14 protein-coding genes are annotated in these 15422 nt (G+C 45.2%); 9 read left to right on the top strand and 5 right to left on the bottom strand.

Annotated elements, in window-relative coordinates; genetic code table 11:
- Nucleotides 1-8: 8 nt before the first annotated feature.
- Nucleotides 9-1010, bottom strand: coding sequence for a Vgb family protein (locus tag AC3RV5_RS02190; protein ID WP_489730367.1), 1002 nt, complete (start codon nucleotides 1008-1010; stop codon nucleotides 9-11).
- A gap of 293 nt (nucleotides 1011-1303) precedes the next feature.
- On the opposite strand from AC3RV5_RS02190, the gene trxC reads away from it, so the two are divergent.
- Nucleotides 1304-1732 (top strand): thioredoxin TrxC, encoded by a 429-nt coding sequence (gene trxC, locus AC3RV5_RS02185; RefSeq protein WP_489730366.1) that lies wholly within the window; start codon nucleotides 1304-1306, stop codon nucleotides 1730-1732.
- A gap of 322 nt (nucleotides 1733-2054) precedes the next feature.
- Here trxC and prsT read toward each other — a convergent pair whose 3' ends face one another.
- Nucleotides 2055-4808 carry an XrtA/PEP-CTERM system TPR-repeat protein PrsT gene (gene prsT / locus AC3RV5_RS02180; RefSeq protein ID WP_489730365.1) on the bottom strand — a complete coding sequence of 918 codons (2754 nt, stop codon included), beginning with the start codon at nucleotides 4806-4808 and terminating at the stop codon, nucleotides 2055-2057.
- Nucleotides 4809-5261: 453 nt separating this feature from the next.
- On the opposite strand from prsT, the gene AC3RV5_RS02175 reads away from it, so the two are divergent.
- Both AC3RV5_RS02175 and cysG read left to right on the top strand, forming a co-directional pair.
- Complete coding sequence (locus AC3RV5_RS02175) at nucleotides 5262-7010, top strand: DEAD/DEAH box helicase (protein WP_489730364.1); 1749 nt, start codon at nucleotides 5262-5264, stop codon at nucleotides 7008-7010.
- Nucleotides 7011-7212: 202 nt separating this feature from the next.
- Entirely contained in the window at nucleotides 7213-8619 is a 1407-nt protein-coding gene (gene cysG / locus AC3RV5_RS02170; protein ID WP_489730363.1) for a siroheme synthase CysG, read from the top strand.
- A gap of 11 nt (nucleotides 8620-8630) precedes the next feature.
- On the opposite strand, the gene AC3RV5_RS02165 is transcribed toward cysG, so the two are convergent.
- Entirely contained in the window at nucleotides 8631-9377 is a 747-nt protein-coding gene (locus AC3RV5_RS02165; protein ID WP_489730362.1) for a ferredoxin--NADP reductase, read from the bottom strand.
- 368 nt (nucleotides 9378-9745) lie between these two features.
- Here AC3RV5_RS02165 and AC3RV5_RS02160 point away from each other — a divergent pair, with 368 nt between their 5' ends.
- The 3 genes from AC3RV5_RS02160 to AC3RV5_RS02150 all read left to right on the top strand — a co-directional run bounded on the left by AC3RV5_RS02160 (nucleotide 9746) and on the right by AC3RV5_RS02150 (nucleotide 11547).
- Nucleotides 9746-10033, top strand: a complete 288-nt coding sequence (locus tag AC3RV5_RS02160; protein ID WP_489730361.1) for a putative quinol monooxygenase — start codon at nucleotides 9746-9748, stop codon at nucleotides 10031-10033.
- A 1-nt stretch (nucleotide 10034) separates the two neighbouring features.
- Nucleotides 10035-10478: a MarR family winged helix-turn-helix transcriptional regulator gene (locus AC3RV5_RS02155; RefSeq protein ID WP_489730360.1), complete on the top strand. Its 444-nt coding sequence runs from the start codon at nucleotides 10035-10037 to the stop codon at nucleotides 10476-10478.
- Between the two features lie 271 nt (nucleotides 10479-10749).
- The gene (locus tag AC3RV5_RS02150; protein WP_489730359.1) at nucleotides 10750-11547 is read left to right on the top strand and encodes a caspase family protein; all 798 of its coding nucleotides are present in this window, start codon (nucleotides 10750-10752) and stop codon (nucleotides 11545-11547) included.
- Here AC3RV5_RS02150 and AC3RV5_RS02145 read toward each other — a convergent pair.
- Complete coding sequence (locus AC3RV5_RS02145; RefSeq protein ID WP_489730358.1) at nucleotides 11544-12338, bottom strand: hypothetical protein; 795 nt, start codon at nucleotides 12336-12338, stop codon at nucleotides 11544-11546. The genes AC3RV5_RS02150 and AC3RV5_RS02145 overlap by 4 nt on opposite strands.
- 95 nt (nucleotides 12339-12433) lie before the next feature.
- Here AC3RV5_RS02145 and AC3RV5_RS02140 point away from each other — a divergent pair, with 95 nt between their 5' ends.
- Both AC3RV5_RS02140 and AC3RV5_RS02135 read left to right on the top strand, forming a co-directional pair.
- Nucleotides 12434-12652: a hypothetical protein gene (locus AC3RV5_RS02140; RefSeq protein ID WP_489730357.1), complete on the top strand. Its 219-nt coding sequence runs from the start codon at nucleotides 12434-12436 to the stop codon at nucleotides 12650-12652.
- A complete protein-coding gene (locus tag AC3RV5_RS02135) occupies nucleotides 12649-13200 on the top strand; it encodes a DUF4760 domain-containing protein (RefSeq protein ID WP_489730356.1) in 552 nt (183 codons plus the stop codon). The genes AC3RV5_RS02140 and AC3RV5_RS02135 overlap by 4 nt, the downstream gene beginning before the upstream one ends.
- 216 nt (nucleotides 13201-13416) lie before the next feature.
- Here the strand turns inward: AC3RV5_RS02135 and AC3RV5_RS02130 are convergent, their stop codons facing one another.
- Nucleotides 13417-13821, bottom strand: coding sequence for a hypothetical protein (locus tag AC3RV5_RS02130; protein ID WP_489730355.1), 405 nt, complete (start codon nucleotides 13819-13821; stop codon nucleotides 13417-13419).
- Between the two features lie 253 nt (nucleotides 13822-14074).
- Here AC3RV5_RS02130 and AC3RV5_RS02125 point away from each other — a divergent pair, with 253 nt between their 5' ends.
- The gene (locus AC3RV5_RS02125) at nucleotides 14075-15394 is read left to right on the top strand and encodes a short-chain fatty acid transporter (protein WP_489730354.1); all 1320 of its coding nucleotides are present in this window, start codon (nucleotides 14075-14077) and stop codon (nucleotides 15392-15394) included.
- The last annotated feature ends 28 nt before the right edge of the window (nucleotides 15395-15422 follow it).

Below are 15422 nucleotides of genomic sequence, written 5' to 3'. Positions count from 1 at the left end.
ACACCGACTTAGTTAGTTTGTTTTATCTGGGCCCGGCCAATATACCCGGTGTCTACCCCAAACCAAAAGGCGTTACCTGGTTCGTCGAAATACATGTGGCGGATACTGCCACCACTTTGCACTTCCGTGGTGCCAATAAATTGTTTACTGCGCGTATCAAAACCCACCAAAGTATTGGGGTACTGGCCGGTTTGGGCTATCCAAATACGCTCGTTTGCATCCAGTGCCGTGCCATAAGGCAGACTTTTTTTGCCACCTGGCATCGGCCATTCATTAAATTCTTTGCTGGCGGGCTGGTATTGTCCCAAATACCCCTGGGCATAATCAACATACCAGATGGCATCATCGGATGTGATCTCCAGCCGCCTGGGTCGGGCGTCTTCACGGGGCAATGTAATTTCGCTGATCTGCCAAGAGTTGGGATCCACAGACGCCAGTTTATTACTACCTAATAACACTACCCAGGGTCGGTCCTGGCTATCCATTTTGATCCCGTAAGGACGAGCGCGGGCAGTGGGTACCGGCACAAAACGTACCTCAGCACTATCCCGGGCCAATTTACCAATTACATTGCTGTGCTGGGCGGTAAACCAGATGTCACCATTGTTGGCAAACACCAGGGTATGGGGGTCGGTTATCTCTTTCGGCATGCCAAATTGGCTAATGATTGATGTAGCCGGATCCAGCTTGCCTATCTGCCCATTGCGATTACCGGCATACCAGACCCCCCCTTGTTGATCGACTATCAGGTTATGAGGATGGGAGCCCTCAGGCACAGGGTATTTTTTAAAGGCCCCTGTGGCGGGCTGCAAGCTGGCCAGATAGTTGCCTTCCTGCCCACAAAACCACACTATACCTGAAGCTGCCACAAAGGGATCTCTGGGGCGCCCACCCCACGGCACTTGCCACTCGGTTATTTCGATGTGCTCTGACAAATCTTGGACAGGGGCTGAATTAACAAAACAAGCAGGGCCTAGCAGGATAGCCAACAACCATAATTTGAAATGCATGTCACTCTCCTCAATTGTGCTAATTTGAGTATTGCGGGGATTTATATCTAACAATAGAATATGGACAAACAGCGCGCAACTTACGCCATGAGGTATTCTAGACAAACTAATGTATTGACTAAAACATCCTGCTTGGCAAAAAAGGGGCTCACTCAATCGGAGCTAACAGAGGTTTTATCAGAAATAACGAAACAAACCAAAAAATAACTGATGGAAGAAATTGCTGTAATATTTATGTTCCCGCCGCATTAAATTTCGTTTAGTTACTGGCTAATTCACAAAGGTACTCATATATGCATATCGTCTGTCCACATTGTTTTGTCACCAACAACATCCCACCAGGCAAGTCCCAGCTCAATGCCACCTGTGGAAAATGCCACAAGCCTGTGCATACCCACCAACCGGCCATGCTTAATCAGCACAATTTTTATAAATACATCGAGAAAAATGCCCCGCCTGTATTGGTCGACTTTTGGGCGAGCTGGTGTGGGCCTTGCCAAGTGATGGCGCCGGTTTTTGCCAAGTTAGCTGCACAAAGCGAAAGCATACTGTTTGCCAAACTCGAAACCGAACAAGCGCAACAGATAAGTGCAGACGCCGGGATCCGCAGTATTCCCACCTTGATCTTGTTCAATGCAGGTACTGAGGTTGACAGAACTTCCGGAGCGCTGGCTGAACCCCAGTTAAAACAATGGATTATGCAAGCCATACAAAAGTGCTGATGCCAAGTAAATCTACTCCTGGTACTGATTGTCTTTGCAAAACCCTGGCGTGACGTGGATTTTTTTCAGGTAAAGCGCTGAGGTCATGTCCGGCATGAGAGAATCGATGATGGTAACCGTTTAATTCGTGCCTACCCATCACCCCTCGCAATTAGGGAGTGAAATACAGAACTAGCAACTCTTTTTAATATCAATAATTATAACCATTATGGGCCTCGCAACCAGCAATCGCTGCGCTGATTTTGTCAAAGACATCCACACTTCAATCGTGTGTCAAACCATGCTCTCGTTAAGTGCAGTCACCTGCCAGGGTGACCGCGGATCACGGGATATACTTGGCTTTGAGCTCTGCCAAACGTGTTTTTGACTCTTGGGCATGCATATTACGTTGAGCCAGTTTGCGTTTAGCTAACACGTTGTCGTCAGCTAAAAATAGCGCTTCAACATAATTAAGATAAATTTCTTCGTTTTGCATTTTATCATTTACAACGGTTTCATAATATTTAACGGCCTCGTCGTAGCCTTTATCCGCAACCAGCACTTGCGCCAGGGTATCCACTGCGGCTGCATTATCAGGCTGCAACTTAACCGCTTCAGTGGCATGTAATTTGGCTTTTTTGCTGTTGTTGTTCTGCAGATATAAATAAGCCAGATTGTTATGGGCAACAAAGTTATTTGCACTGAGCTTAATTATTTTTTCATAGGTGCCCATGGCATCATTGCTACTGTGGCTGATTTGACGCTCGGCTAGTAACATCAATGCAGCTAAATCGTCTGGCCGCCTAGCTACATGTTGTTCAATGAGTGCCTCGGCTTCAGCGGCTTTATCCAGCTGTTCATATATATATACCAGCAACACCAAATTACGCGAATTTTGCACGGACTCATAGGCCACGTTGGCATTTTCCAGAGCTTCTGGCAGTTTTTTGTCCAATAATTGCAAGCGCGCTAAAAAGCCTTTGGCCAATGGCAGGTTTTGGATAGTTTCAGGCAGAGAATGGTAAGCTTCGCGCCCTTTTTCATAGTCTTTACTCATGAGCAAAAAGTGGGTATTGAGCAATTGCATTTGCACATCATCACGTTTTTGCAAAAAGCCCTGTGTCAGGGTCAGTGCCTGCTCAAATTTATTTTCATTATCCAGCAACAATAATTTGCCTATGACCGCTTGTTTGCTGTTAGGCGTCAATGCCAACCATTTATCATAATGGCCATGGGCGGCTTTGCGCTGATTGCTACGGATAAGTACCAGGCCTTTGCTTTGCCAGTAACCGGCTGGCTGAGTCTCGTTATCGTCAAACGTGCTCAACTGCTCCAAAGCTTGCTCATATTGGCCGTCAAGTAGATATATACGCGCCAACAACATCGTTAGCTCGGCGTTATCATGGTAGGCGTTATGGGCCTTTTCAACAGCCTTAATACCACGTGCAGGATCACCACTGTTTTTGGCTAATAAATAATTAATAGCCAGTGCTGGGACGTAAGTGGGGTGAGAAACTATCAAACGCTGCAATAGCGTTTGCGCTTGTTGGTCTTTACCCTGGGCAAGATTGACATTGACTAACCCCAGGGCAGCCCCCTGATGCTCCGGAGCAATTTTCAGCACCTGTTCGAACTCCTGCTGCGCCTGCGGATAGTTTTTTTGCTTGTTGTATACTTCACCAGCCAATAAGTAGGCACGCACGTCCTGGGGATCTTGTTGTTTCCAGCTACTGGCCAGTTCAAGGGCCTTATCATATTGATCAGTCGCTAGATAGGCAGTTGCCAAGGTCGTTTGGGCACTGGCCAATTGGGGCGACTTTTCCAGAGCCTCCTCAAGATTCACTATGCCGTCAAGATTGTTGAGTGAAAGCTGCAATAAACCTAAGCGGGTTAAATCTTCTGCAGAGGTACTGATTTTAGACGATTTTTCCACCAGTTCCTGAGCACCTTTAACATTGCCGGAACGCAACAGTTCATAACTGGCTTTAGAAAAAAGTGGCGCATCCTGCTCACTTATATGCTCTATGCGGCCCAATACATCCCCCGCCTCACTGCTCAAGCCTAACTGCAACTGACTGGCAGCCAACAGACGTAACCCCGGATGTTCATCTGGCAGTACACTGGCAATCATCGACAAGTGTTGAGACGCCGCCGCATAATCTTGTTGCTGATAGGCAGCGTAACCTGCAATTAAACGTAAGGACGGATCACTCATACCATTTTGGATAGCGATTTCTGCAAATTTCTGAGCACTGGGATAGTCTTTGGCTGCCCCTCTGGCCGCCGCTTTTAACTGATTGAGCAGCGGGTTACTGTTATTTACTGCCAGCAATTGATCAATAAAAGGTTCAGCTTGAGTCGTTTTGCCCAGATCGACCAATAACTTGGCCAATACAAAAGTAGTCTGCAGATCATCGGGGTATAACTTGACGTAATAATCGAACTCGTCAGCTGCGGCTTGCGGGTTACCTAAACTCAAATGCAACTGGGCGGCTAATTTTAACAGCTCCGGATTGCGTGGAGCCTGTTTACGCAATACTTCCACTTGATCCAGTGCTATTGCGTTGTCTTTGTCCAAAATCGCCGGGTAGACGGCTGTCAAGCCCTTATAAACCGAACTTGTGTTCAATGCCGCCAGTTGCTCTATTAATGCACGTGCCTGGTCAATTTTCCCTAAACGGACCAGGGAAATTACTTTGAAATAACCTATTTCAGCCTGTTCTACTGTGGTGAGACCGGCTTGATGATATTCCATCTGACTTAAGGCCGCGTAGGCACCTGTGCGCTGATAAGCTCGGGTCAATAGCGGCAGTACTTTTGCCGGATCATAACCATATTCCAGGGCACGATTCAGTTCTTTTTCTGCACTCTCGAACTGCTTTTCCGCCAAATAGACTTTGCCAAGCTCAAAACGCGCTTCGCCTGATTTAGGTGCCAGTTGCACGGCATTTTTTAAGGAAACTATGGCCGCAGGGTTATTTTGTTGGGAGATATATTCCTGGGCTTGCGTAAGGTGTTGTTCACTGGTTTGCTCAGAGCAACTGATTAACAAACCTAGGGTCATAACAAGTAGGGATTTTCGCATCTTAATATTCATGATTTAGCTTCCTTTTTATTAGTCTATTAGAACCCACCTGCTACATTTGAGCAAACGTCCTTAAGATTGCTAGAGGTACATTCATAAACGGGTGAAATCCATGGGCCGAATAAGACCTAACCCCGCGTTAAAATTAGCAGGGATCTTCAATATACTTTGCCACGGCCTGATTATTGTCTGCAATAATCGCTGCCCAAAACCGTCCCAGACGATAAAAATTTCTGCTAATCAAGCATTTATAGCACACTGCTTTTCATTTCATTAACCTTGCATTTACAAGTTTCTTATAAAAATTCGATAGATGCATTTAAGTTGGAATTAAACGCGGGCTTTCATGGAGTAAATGCCCGTTATCTCATATAATACGTTTTTTGTGTATCCACGCTGGCTTAGTTTTAGAATTTGACTGTGAAATCTAATTAAATCCTGCGTGTTTGTAACTAGGGATAATTAATGACCGACACCGTCGAACTGACTTTCAAAGACCTCAATTTACCTGCTGAACTTCTCCAAGCTTTAGAGAAAGTCGGCTATGAAAAACCCACTCCTATTCAAGCCCAATGCATTCCGCTTATCATGGCTGGACATGACCTTTTAGGTACGGCTCAAACAGGTACCGGTAAAACAGCCGCGTTTGCTCTGCCCATGCTGTCAAATATTGACGCAGATGATAAAAACACCCAATTGTTAGTGCTGGCTCCGACTCGTGAGCTCGCCATTCAGGTAGCAGAAGCATTTCAAGTGTATGCAAGCTTCTCGAAAAAAATCAATGTATTACCAATATATGGTGGTTCGTCTTATGATAACCAAATACGCCAACTAAGACGTGGTGTGCAAGTGGTAGTAGGTACCCCGGGCCGGGTGATAGACCACATCAAAAAAGGCACCCTTAAGTTAGATAAACTTAAGTTTCTGGTACTCGACGAAGCCGACGAAATGTTACGTATGGGTTTTATCGATGACGTAGAGTGGATTTTGAGCCATGCCCCTGCAGAGCGTCAAACCGCGTTATTCTCGGCCACCATGCCCGATCCGATCCGCAAGATCACCAAACGTTACTTGAATGACCCTAAGCAGGTCAAAATTGAATCCAAGGTCACCACGGCCAGTACCATCACCCAGCGTTATTGCCAAGTCGCCGGTCACCATAAACTTGAAGCTCTAACCCGCATATTGGAAGTGGAACAGTTTGATGGCGTGATTATATTTGTACGCACCAAAACCGCGACTATGGAATTGGCAGAAAAGCTATCCGCCAGAGGTTATGCAGTGGAGCCGTTAAACGGTGATATTCCGCAAAACTCTCGTGAGCGCACCGTTGATCGCCTGAAAAAAGGCAAAATCGATATTCTAGTGGCTACGGATGTAGTGGCTCGGGGTCTGGATGTTGAACGTGTTAGCCATGTTATCAACTTCGATGTGCCTTACGACACCGAATCCTATGTTCACCGCATTGGTCGTACCGGTCGTGCTGGTCGTCAAGGTGATGCAATTCTGTTTATCTCCCATAGAGAAAAACGCATGTTGTTTTCCATTGAAAAAGCCACCAGGCAGTCAATTGATCCCATGCCTATTCCGTCGATTTCTCAGTTGAATGAAACCCGTTTGTCGCGTTTCAAACAAAGTGTTATCGAAGCCATGGGCGATGCCAGCATCGAAACCCTTATTCCTATTGTTGAATCTATCCAGGCCGAAACTGAAGCCTCGCCTGAAGTGATCATGGCTGCCTTGGCTAAAATCGCCCAGGGTGATGAGCCGCTTATCCTTAAAGAAGGCGACCGTCCAGATCTGAATGCCGCTCCTCCTCGTGGTGAACGCCCCGAGCGCGGCGGTCGTGAACGTCCCGGTCGCGGTGGTGAACGTGGCGCACCACGTGGCGGCGACCGAGGTGGCGAACGCGCCCCCAGAGCACGCAAAAGCAGCGCACCTGAAGAAGGTATGCAACGTTACCGCATCGAAGTTGGCCACACCCATGGAGCCAAACCTGGCAACATCGTCGGCGCCATTGCTAACGAAGCCAATATCAGCAGTAAAAACATCGGAGCGATTGAAATATTTGATAATTTCAGTACCGTTGATCTGCCAAAAGATATGCCGAGGGAAACCCAGGATACCCTGCAAAAAACCCGGGTTGCCGGACAGCGTTTGAACATGCGTGAGTGGTCTGATCAGCCACCTAAACGCAAAAACAAACCTGAGTAATCGGTCGCTTAGTCCAGCGTTAATATTAGGTTAACGCTGTAAGACAGAATATTTTAAAGGGGCTATTTGCCCCTTTTTGCTGCCTGGGCTTTACTGTAAATAACTAAAGTGCATAAGTATTCGTATATAGGTGCTTTATTTAAATAAGCAAAGCCCGCAAAATAGTGGCTATCTACTGCAACTTAGTTTTGGGTTATCCGTTATGCAATATTTTCCTATCTTTATTGATACCACAGAACTTAATTGTCTGGTGGTAGGGGCTGGCGAAGTCGCAGCCAGGAAAGTCGAATTATTGCTTAAGACCTCAGCCATTATCACGGTTGTTGCACCTTGGGCATGCGCTACCATTGAACGTTTGGCGCAAGAGCAGGCCATAACCCTTCGCCTATGCCCTTATAACAGTGACGATCTCGCTGCCAAACAGCTGGTATTTGTGGCCACGGATAATAGCGAATTAAACAAACAGATCCACAGCCAGGCAAAAGAGCGCAATATCTTGGTCAATGTGGTGGACAACACCCCACTCTGTCAATTTATTACCCCCTCTATTGTTGACCGCTCACCCATTATCATTGCGATCAGCAGCGGTGGTGTGGCCCCAGTTCTGCTACGTTATTTGCGCCAAAAACTGGAATCTATGCTCCCGCAAAAAATCAGCCTGTTAGGCAAATTTTCTGAAAAATTCCGGGATCAGGTGAAGCAGCGTTTTAATTCAGTGACCAAACGACGCTATTTTTGGGAAGATGTATTAGACGGTGACATTGCTGAACAGGTATTACACGGCAATGACACTAAAGCCCAGAAGATGATGCAGGACAAGCTCGCCCTGGATGAACATGATTCAGGTCAAGGAGAAGTCTATCTAGTGGGAGCCGGCCCTGGCGACCCGGACTTGTTAACCTTTCGAGCCTTGCGTCTGATGCAAAAAGCCGACGTGGTGGTCTATGACCGCTTGGTTTCACCACAGGTACTGGAACTGGTACGCCGCGATGCACAAAAAATCTATGTGGGTAAAGCGCGCAGCTTGCACACTGTACCCCAGGATGAAATCAACCAGTTACTCGCCGATTTAGCCCTGGCGGGCAAACGTGTGGTCCGCCTTAAAGGTGGCGACCCCTTTATATTTGGCCGTGGCGGCGAAGAAATCGAAACCCTGGTTGAACAAGGTATCAGTTTTCAGGTAGTACCCGGGATCACCGCTGCCAGTGGCGCCGCCAGCTATGCGGGTATTCCTCTGACCCACAGGGATCACGCCAAATCTGTGGTCTTTGCTACCGGACATCTGCGTGACAATAGCATTGACCTTAATTGGCCAATGCTAGCCCAACAGAACCAAACTACGGTCTTCTATATGGGTCTAACCGGGTTACCGATCATTTGCCAAAAGTTAATAGAACACGGCATGCCAGCCAGCACCCAAATCGCTTTGGTACAATCGGCGACCACTGCTCAGCAAAAAGTAGTCACGGGTGACTTGAGTAACATTCAAGGCAAGGCCGAAGCAGCCACTATCCAACCTCCGGCGCTGATCATTGTTGGCTCAGTGGTAAGTTTACATAACAAACTTAACTGGTTTATTCCCCGCGTGGCAGAGACTCCCGGGGGTTAACTCACCTTCATTTACCAGTAACGTTCCATGGAAATTTGTCCCGGTGAGCGACGTAAATGCTTTTTGAGGCCCAACTCTGTGAGCACTTTCAGCCCGTCTGTGACCATCTGCGGGTTACCACAAAGCATCACCTGACTATCTGCGGCCTGTAAACTCTGTTGAGATTGTTGCTGTATTTCCCCGGACTGCAATAAGGCTGGAATACGCCCCCGTAATGTTCCTGGCATGGGTTCTCGACTAACCACCGGGATAAACGAAAAACGTTGGGGATACTGTTGCAGCCAGTGCTGAATAACGTGCACATAGGCCAAATCATTGGCATGACGCACCGCATATACCAGCGTAATTTGTTCAAAACGTTGCCAGGCTTCAGCCCCGGATAATATCGACAAAAACGGCCCTACGCCTGTCCCTGTGGCTAACAGCCATAAATTCTGGCTGTCTGGTACTTCGTCCAAAACCAAAAAGCCGGTCGCCGGAGCCATCACCTTGATGTCATCCCCACACTGCAAGGTATGTAACTTTGGCGACAACACCCCTTCTGCTACCGGTACGGCTATGATCTCCAAATGCGGATCATCACTACTATTGACCAGTGAATAGGGGCGCGAGATGATTTTCCCGTCACGCAATACGCCAAATTTAGTAAATTGCCCGGGCGTAAAACCAGGGAAATCAGCACAGCTACATGCCAAACTAAACAAATGATCGTTCCAATCTATGCGTTTTACTACCTTTGCGTCAAGCCACTGCGCCATAACCACCTCACCACGATCCGCCATAGCCAAAACGCTAACATGTTGCAGCGTTTTTCGCCTGGTTTTTTTAAGGCATAACTGACTGGGCTAATTACAGCTGGTTACTCCTAGGCCACGTCGTTTGGCTAGAGGTGCGATGCCGAATGTTATCAACCATGAAAAGTTACTCAAAGTTTTATGCTGACTGAAGCCACCGATACCGTCCCTAGTTTCCCAAATGACAGCGTTGCGTTGACCAGTTGAACTCACAGTTAGAAACGGAACTTGACCTTCTAATCACCAACAAATATTTCCGATATTGACATTAACTAGAATATAGTTATCATGGTAACTATATTCTAGGTGTTAGTTAACGAGGAGAAATAAACATGTATTGTGTTTTCGCAACCATCACGCCCAAAAGTCATTATTACGGGTCTGCGCGCGACGCAATTATCAGCATACTAGAAAATACGCGTAAAGAGTCTGGTTGTATTCAATTCGACGTTCATACAAATACCCAGCAAACTCAGTTATTTCTCTACGAACGTTGGCATGATGAAGCCGCTTTGCAGTTACACTATCAGCAACCTTACACTAAGAAGGTGTTTGCAGCATATGATGAGTGGCTTAGTATACCCGTTGAAATAGTGACTATGGGTTCGTTAAAACCTTAACATGTTCTTTTTAAAGGAACTCCCCACACAAGCCATGATAGCTCGCTATGGGACTGAATTTTCACTTAACGAAAGTGTGCTAATTTCCCAACGCCTGAATGGTTTGCGCGAATACAGCTTACTATTAAGAACGCTTGAAGACTATTTTACTGCTCAAGGTTTGTCTCAGTTGCGCTTCTTAATTTTGATTGTTATTGATAGAGAGCCAGGCCGCGATTGGCTATATGCATATGAAATAGCGGTAAGGCTAGATGTGTCCAAACCTGTTTTAAGCAGAGCAGTGAAAAAGCTATCAGCGGATAGATTATTACACTCGGCCCAAGATGAGCAAGACACCAGAGCGACATTGTTAACATTGACAAATAAAAGCAAAGCTTTGCTAACGTCCATTTTGCCAGGCTATTTTGATATTTTGACTGATGAGCCAACGCAGGAAAACATGTAATTCATATCAACTAATATTTTCGCTATTAAAGGCAAATATCTAGACAGATATGACACATTGTCTACGCCCAGAAGAACAGCATGGGTTAGACAGATACCTATAACAGCTCGATAAAGGGCGGGCAGAAAACGCCCGAACAACCTAAATCCACTCTGCCACGAGAGTGGAAATGTAACATTCTCACACCTATCTTGAAGCTGGGGTGGTATTCGCTGTTTATTCAAGCCATTAGTTGTATTATTAATCTTCTCTTCTACCAGGGTAAAATCACATGTTGCGGTTTTTAATATGCGTTTTTCTCGCGACAGTCACCTCAAAGGGCGTTGCTTTTGAGCAAGATATGCAACGCTTTGCCTTAGTGATAGGCAATAAAAACTATGTTACTGCACCGTTAAGAAATGCCGCTAATGATGCAGACGCCATAGCAGATAGTTTGACCAGTTTGGGTTTTCGAGTCAGCTTGCTCAAAGATAGTAATTTGTCAGATTTAGCGAAAAAGGTGCAACAATTTTACGCTGAAGTAAACAAACACAGCCAGGCAAAAAAACTCGCGCTGATTTATTACGCTGGGCATGCCATTCAGGTTAATCATTACAACTATATTGTACCTTTGGGTATGCAGTTCGAAAGTCATCAGCAGTTTATTTCTGGCCTATATAAAGTCAGTAATTTGTTTACTGAAATCAACAAATCTAAAGACTTACAAAATATTATTATTCTGGATGCCTGTCGCAATAACCCCTTTGAAAACCACTCGATTTCCGAAAATGCCCAAATATCGAGCGGCTTGGCTCCGATTAAAGCACCGTCTAATACCTTGATTGCCTTTGCTACTGAGCCCGGTGGTGTGGCCGCCGATGGTAACCGCAAAAACGGCGTTTATACCAAACACTTACTGCGCCATATTACTAAGCAAATAAGCGTCGAAGAGGTATTTAAAAAAGTCAGGACAGGGGTGGCCAAAGAAACACGAAACAAGCAAATACCTTGGGAGCATTCCTCCTTACTGAATGAAGTGTTTTTCAGTCCACCTAAAAATCGGGATATTCCTGTTTTGGTGGTTTTCTAGAAAACGTAAGCTAATCCAACGTGTAATGTAGTAAACGTTTCATCTATATCCTCATATCGCTCACTATCCACCACAAGATCTTGTTGATAATCATTGACCTTAAATCGAGTTTGAAATAGCAGATTGCTCGACAAGGGCATGGTCCAACTCAAACCATAACTAAATCCTTTGGTATCACCCCTAACCTTGCCGGTCAAATCATCAAATTCAGCTATTTCAACTTCTTCTTCCTCATCTGTATTGGCCGCAAAATTATTAGTTGCCTGCAAAGATGCATAGGCCAGAGAGAAACTTAATCGTCCTGCTTTATCAAATTGCCAACTGTAACTCGCCCCCACAAAAGGGCCTTTTTGCGAGTAACTTTCATCTGTAAATTCAGGCTTGTCAGGCTCTTCTTCCTCAGAATCTCGAGGAATAAAAGTCATCTCGGTTTTGCCGTACTTATAACCTGCAAAAAGTGACCAGCTATTTGTCATTCGGTAACCCACCGTTAAATCCAGGTCTTTTCGTGATGCTTCACCTATATCCTCTTCCTCGGCAATATCAGCATCGGCAAGTGTGGTGCTGGCGTTCAGTGAGAGCTGCCAGCTACCCAGGGTCAGGGCAATAGGGATATTGGCACTAGGAAACGAAATATTGTGGTCGAGCTTTTCTGGAAATGAAAAATCGCTGTAGCCAAGAGACAAGCCTGTCACAACTCGTATGTTTTCAAAGCCGCCTTGGGCAAAAACAATACTTGACGCTACTAGAAGCGGCAGGCATGAAATAACTCTGATTGTTCTTTTATGCATGATTTTAGGAAATTTTCATGTTTTTTTGTAGTACTTTAATTAAGCATAAATACTGCTATAGTGCTAACTATAAAATGCAACACTAAGAATAGCTTATGGAAAATTTATCCCTAAATAGAGCACTTCGAATGTTTGTTTTGTTGACTTTCAGCATGCTGTTTTTATATGGCTGTGAAAGTACAGCAAATGAAGAAGTTGAAGCCGATTGTCGAATCGAAACTGACGAAAACTGTGCAGTTGAAGATGATAATGGTGATGATCGTGGTTATAACCCTTGCCTAGTTAATGAAAAATTGCCCGTTTGTAAAAAATGACTGAGCAAGAAGTAAAGCTACAGATAGCCGAAGTGGCAGGTACTTGGGTGGCAGCATTGGCCGTGGTGATAGGCGGCTTATTTGGTATCTATCAGTACTTAGAACATAAGTCAGCTGTGCGTGTTGACCGTTCAATGGCTTTTGTAGAGCGATACCACGGCAACAGCATGCTGGTACAAGTCAGGTTAAATATCACCGAAGCCATGACCAAACGTACAGCCCAACTTAACCAGATTTTACAAGACCCCGCGTTAAAACCCGAAGAACTGCAAGCCACCTACGATAGTGAAGTGTTGAAACTCATTAGCGAAGATAAACTCAGTGGTCAACTGGAACAACTTTTCACTTTTTACGAACAAATACTTTTGTGCCGCGAATTGGATTTATGCGAAGAAGATGTTGCTAAACAATTTTTTGATATCGACGCTGAAGGCTTTGTAAACACCTACTACCCTTACATTTGCCACGTTCGTAAACAGTGGCATAACCCCAAACAATATGAAAAGTTGACCCAATTTTATAGTCCTCAACTGACTTGCACACTTTAACCATATAGCCAAGATCATGAAACTGTATGGCGGCGACGAATTATTTTATCCACCAAACATGCGGTTTTACGAATGACGGGTATAAATTAAGTTGTCTTGTTCAAACATTTAAGCTGAATGTCTAGGCTATCTTTGTTTAGCTTACTCTGCTTGGATCACATTCAATGCACCCTGAAAGCTGAGAGGTAAATCAGGTGGGTATCAAAAACCCGTATATTATTTTTTAGCGGTAGGGTCTTGTCCAGCTACAACAAGCACAAAAAAGATAATGATTACATCGACCCCAAGATGCGGTCCAAGGTGCATATACCAATCGCCGGTGTTTAAACGGGTGAGCACGGTTTGAAATATGCTTGCTGCAATACCCGTTGGGACTGAGTACCCATCAGTGAGCATGACCCCAACAATATCGTGAAGCGCAGATGACGTTCGATATAGACCGGAGATATTGAATATCATAAAAACAATCACACAACACATGACGCCAATTCGTTTGGCAAAAGGCCATGCCGAATTTCTCGCAAAGACCCAACCGACAACTCCGGTCATGCCAGCCACATAGAACTGCCAAAATGTAACTATTTCAGAATGTAAATTATAGGCAAGATCGAGATCAGTCATAAGTAAAGTTAAGGTCCAAGCAGCACAAAACGCCAGCCTTCTGGCCCAGCCAGCGAGTAACTTGCCGATGAATTAGCGGGTTAGAGATCAAATATTCTACGGTATAGATAATCAATCCCACCTCCTTTTCATAGACAATTTTAGTTAATTCTAAATTTAAGTATGGCCCATGATTCAGTTAAGCGCTTTGCCCTACTTTACGGTAATCTCAAACTTAGCAAACAACCTAAGCATAAAAAAAAGAGTCAAAACAATGATTAAACGCAGCGCGGATTTTTTTAGTGGCCTTATGCAACGGTGGCTACCCGATGCATTTATTATTGCCATTATTTTAACGGTTATTGTCTTTGCATGTGGTTTGTTTGTAGAAGGTCAGTCGACAGTTCAAATGGCTAATCATTGGGGAAATGGTTTTTGGAATTTACTCTCGTTTTCGATGCAAATGGTTCTAATTCTAGTGTTTGGCAGTATTTTAGCGATGAGCGTTCCGGTTAAGAGTGGTCTGATTAGAATAGCCAAATTAGCTCGCACACCCGCTCAAGCAATATTATTAGTCACACTGGTGGCTATGTTGGCCTCTTGGATCAATTGGGGATTTGGTTTGGTGGTCGGCGCGTTAGTCGCTCGTGAAGTGGCTACGTTAGTCAAAAACGTTCATTTTCCACTTTTAATCGCATCCGGATACAGTGGCATGTTGATTTGGCACAGTGGTTTGTCGGGATCGATTCCGCTTAAAGTTGCCTCGCCTGCTAACGATGCTTTGGGCCAGTTGCTGTCCGGTCAAACCATTCAACTGTCGCAAACTATTTTTGCTTGGCAAAACGTAGCGATTATCGCAGCCATAGTTGTCACTGTACCTATTCTTAATATTATGATGTTGCCAGACAAAGATAAACGGATTGGCTTTGAGGCCAATCTACCACAAATAGCACCAGTGGATAAAAGTACTCTCACACCGGCTGAAAAATTAGAACACAGTCCGATCATTAATTATTTACTCGTATTCATTGGTGGGCTGTTTTTAGTGCAGTACTTTGCTCAAGGCAACGGCCTTAGCCTTAACACCATCAATTTATGTTTACTCTTATTAGGTTTAGCACTGCATATTAATCCGCGTAACTACTTAGGGGCGATGAAAGAAGCCATCGGTTCCAGTAGCGGTATTATTCTTCAGTTTCCAATTTACGCGGGCATCATGGGTATGATGGTCGATTCTGGACTTGCAACGGCAATGTCAGAATGGTTTGTGCATATATCCAGCGCGGATAGTTTTGGGGTGTATACGTTTTTAAGCGCCGGGCTCGTCAACTTTTTTGTGCCCTCAGGTGGTGGTCAATGGGCAGTGCAAGCACCCATTGTGATCCCTGCTGCAACTCAACTTGGCGTACCTATCAATCAAGCGGCCATGGCTGTGGCATGGGGAGATGCGTGGACCAACATGATCCAGCCTTTTTGGGCGTTACCTTTACTGGCAATCGCTGGGTTGAATCTGCGTCAAATTATGGGATATTGTACGGTGATTTTTATTTGGTCAGGGGTGTTGATTAGCAGCCTGATCTATCTTCTTTACTAACATCCGTCAGCCTACGGGCTAGTGTGCT

This window comes from Paraglaciecola sp. IT1134 (assembly GCF_058068185.1).
Note: the sequence above shows the minus strand (reverse complement) of the source record. Positions and strands in the feature narration are given on the sequence as shown.

Excerpts from the sequence above, each read along its gene's own strand:
- AC3RV5_RS02190 (WP_489730367.1), bottom strand. The coding sequence starts at position 1,010 with ATGCATTTCAAATTATGGTTGTTGGCTATCCTGCTAGGCCCTGCTTGT.
- trxC (WP_489730366.1), top strand. The coding sequence starts at position 1,304 with ATGCATATCGTCTGTCCACATTGTTTTGTCACCAACAACATCCCACCA.
- prsT (WP_489730365.1), bottom strand. The coding sequence starts at position 4,808 with ATGAATATTAAGATGCGAAAATCCCTACTTGTTATGACCCTAGGTTTG.
- AC3RV5_RS02175 (WP_489730364.1), top strand. The coding sequence starts at position 5,262 with ATGACCGACACCGTCGAACTGACTTTCAAAGACCTCAATTTACCTGCT.
- cysG (WP_489730363.1), top strand. The coding sequence starts at position 7,213 with ATGCAATATTTTCCTATCTTTATTGATACCACAGAACTTAATTGTCTG.
- AC3RV5_RS02165 (WP_489730362.1), bottom strand. The coding sequence starts at position 9,377 with ATGGCGCAGTGGCTTGACGCAAAGGTAGTAAAACGCATAGATTGGAAC.
- AC3RV5_RS02160 (WP_489730361.1), top strand. The coding sequence starts at position 9,746 with ATGTATTGTGTTTTCGCAACCATCACGCCCAAAAGTCATTATTACGGG.
- AC3RV5_RS02155 (WP_489730360.1), top strand. The coding sequence starts at position 10,035 with ATGTTCTTTTTAAAGGAACTCCCCACACAAGCCATGATAGCTCGCTAT.
- AC3RV5_RS02150 (WP_489730359.1), top strand. The coding sequence starts at position 10,750 with ATGTTGCGGTTTTTAATATGCGTTTTTCTCGCGACAGTCACCTCAAAG.
- AC3RV5_RS02145 (WP_489730358.1), bottom strand. The coding sequence starts at position 12,338 with ATGCATAAAAGAACAATCAGAGTTATTTCATGCCTGCCGCTTCTAGTA.
- AC3RV5_RS02140 (WP_489730357.1), top strand. The coding sequence starts at position 12,434 with ATGGAAAATTTATCCCTAAATAGAGCACTTCGAATGTTTGTTTTGTTG.
- AC3RV5_RS02135 (WP_489730356.1), top strand. The coding sequence starts at position 12,649 with ATGACTGAGCAAGAAGTAAAGCTACAGATAGCCGAAGTGGCAGGTACT.
- AC3RV5_RS02130 (WP_489730355.1), bottom strand. The coding sequence starts at position 13,821 with ATGACTGATCTCGATCTTGCCTATAATTTACATTCTGAAATAGTTACA.
- AC3RV5_RS02125 (WP_489730354.1), top strand. The coding sequence starts at position 14,075 with ATGATTAAACGCAGCGCGGATTTTTTTAGTGGCCTTATGCAACGGTGG.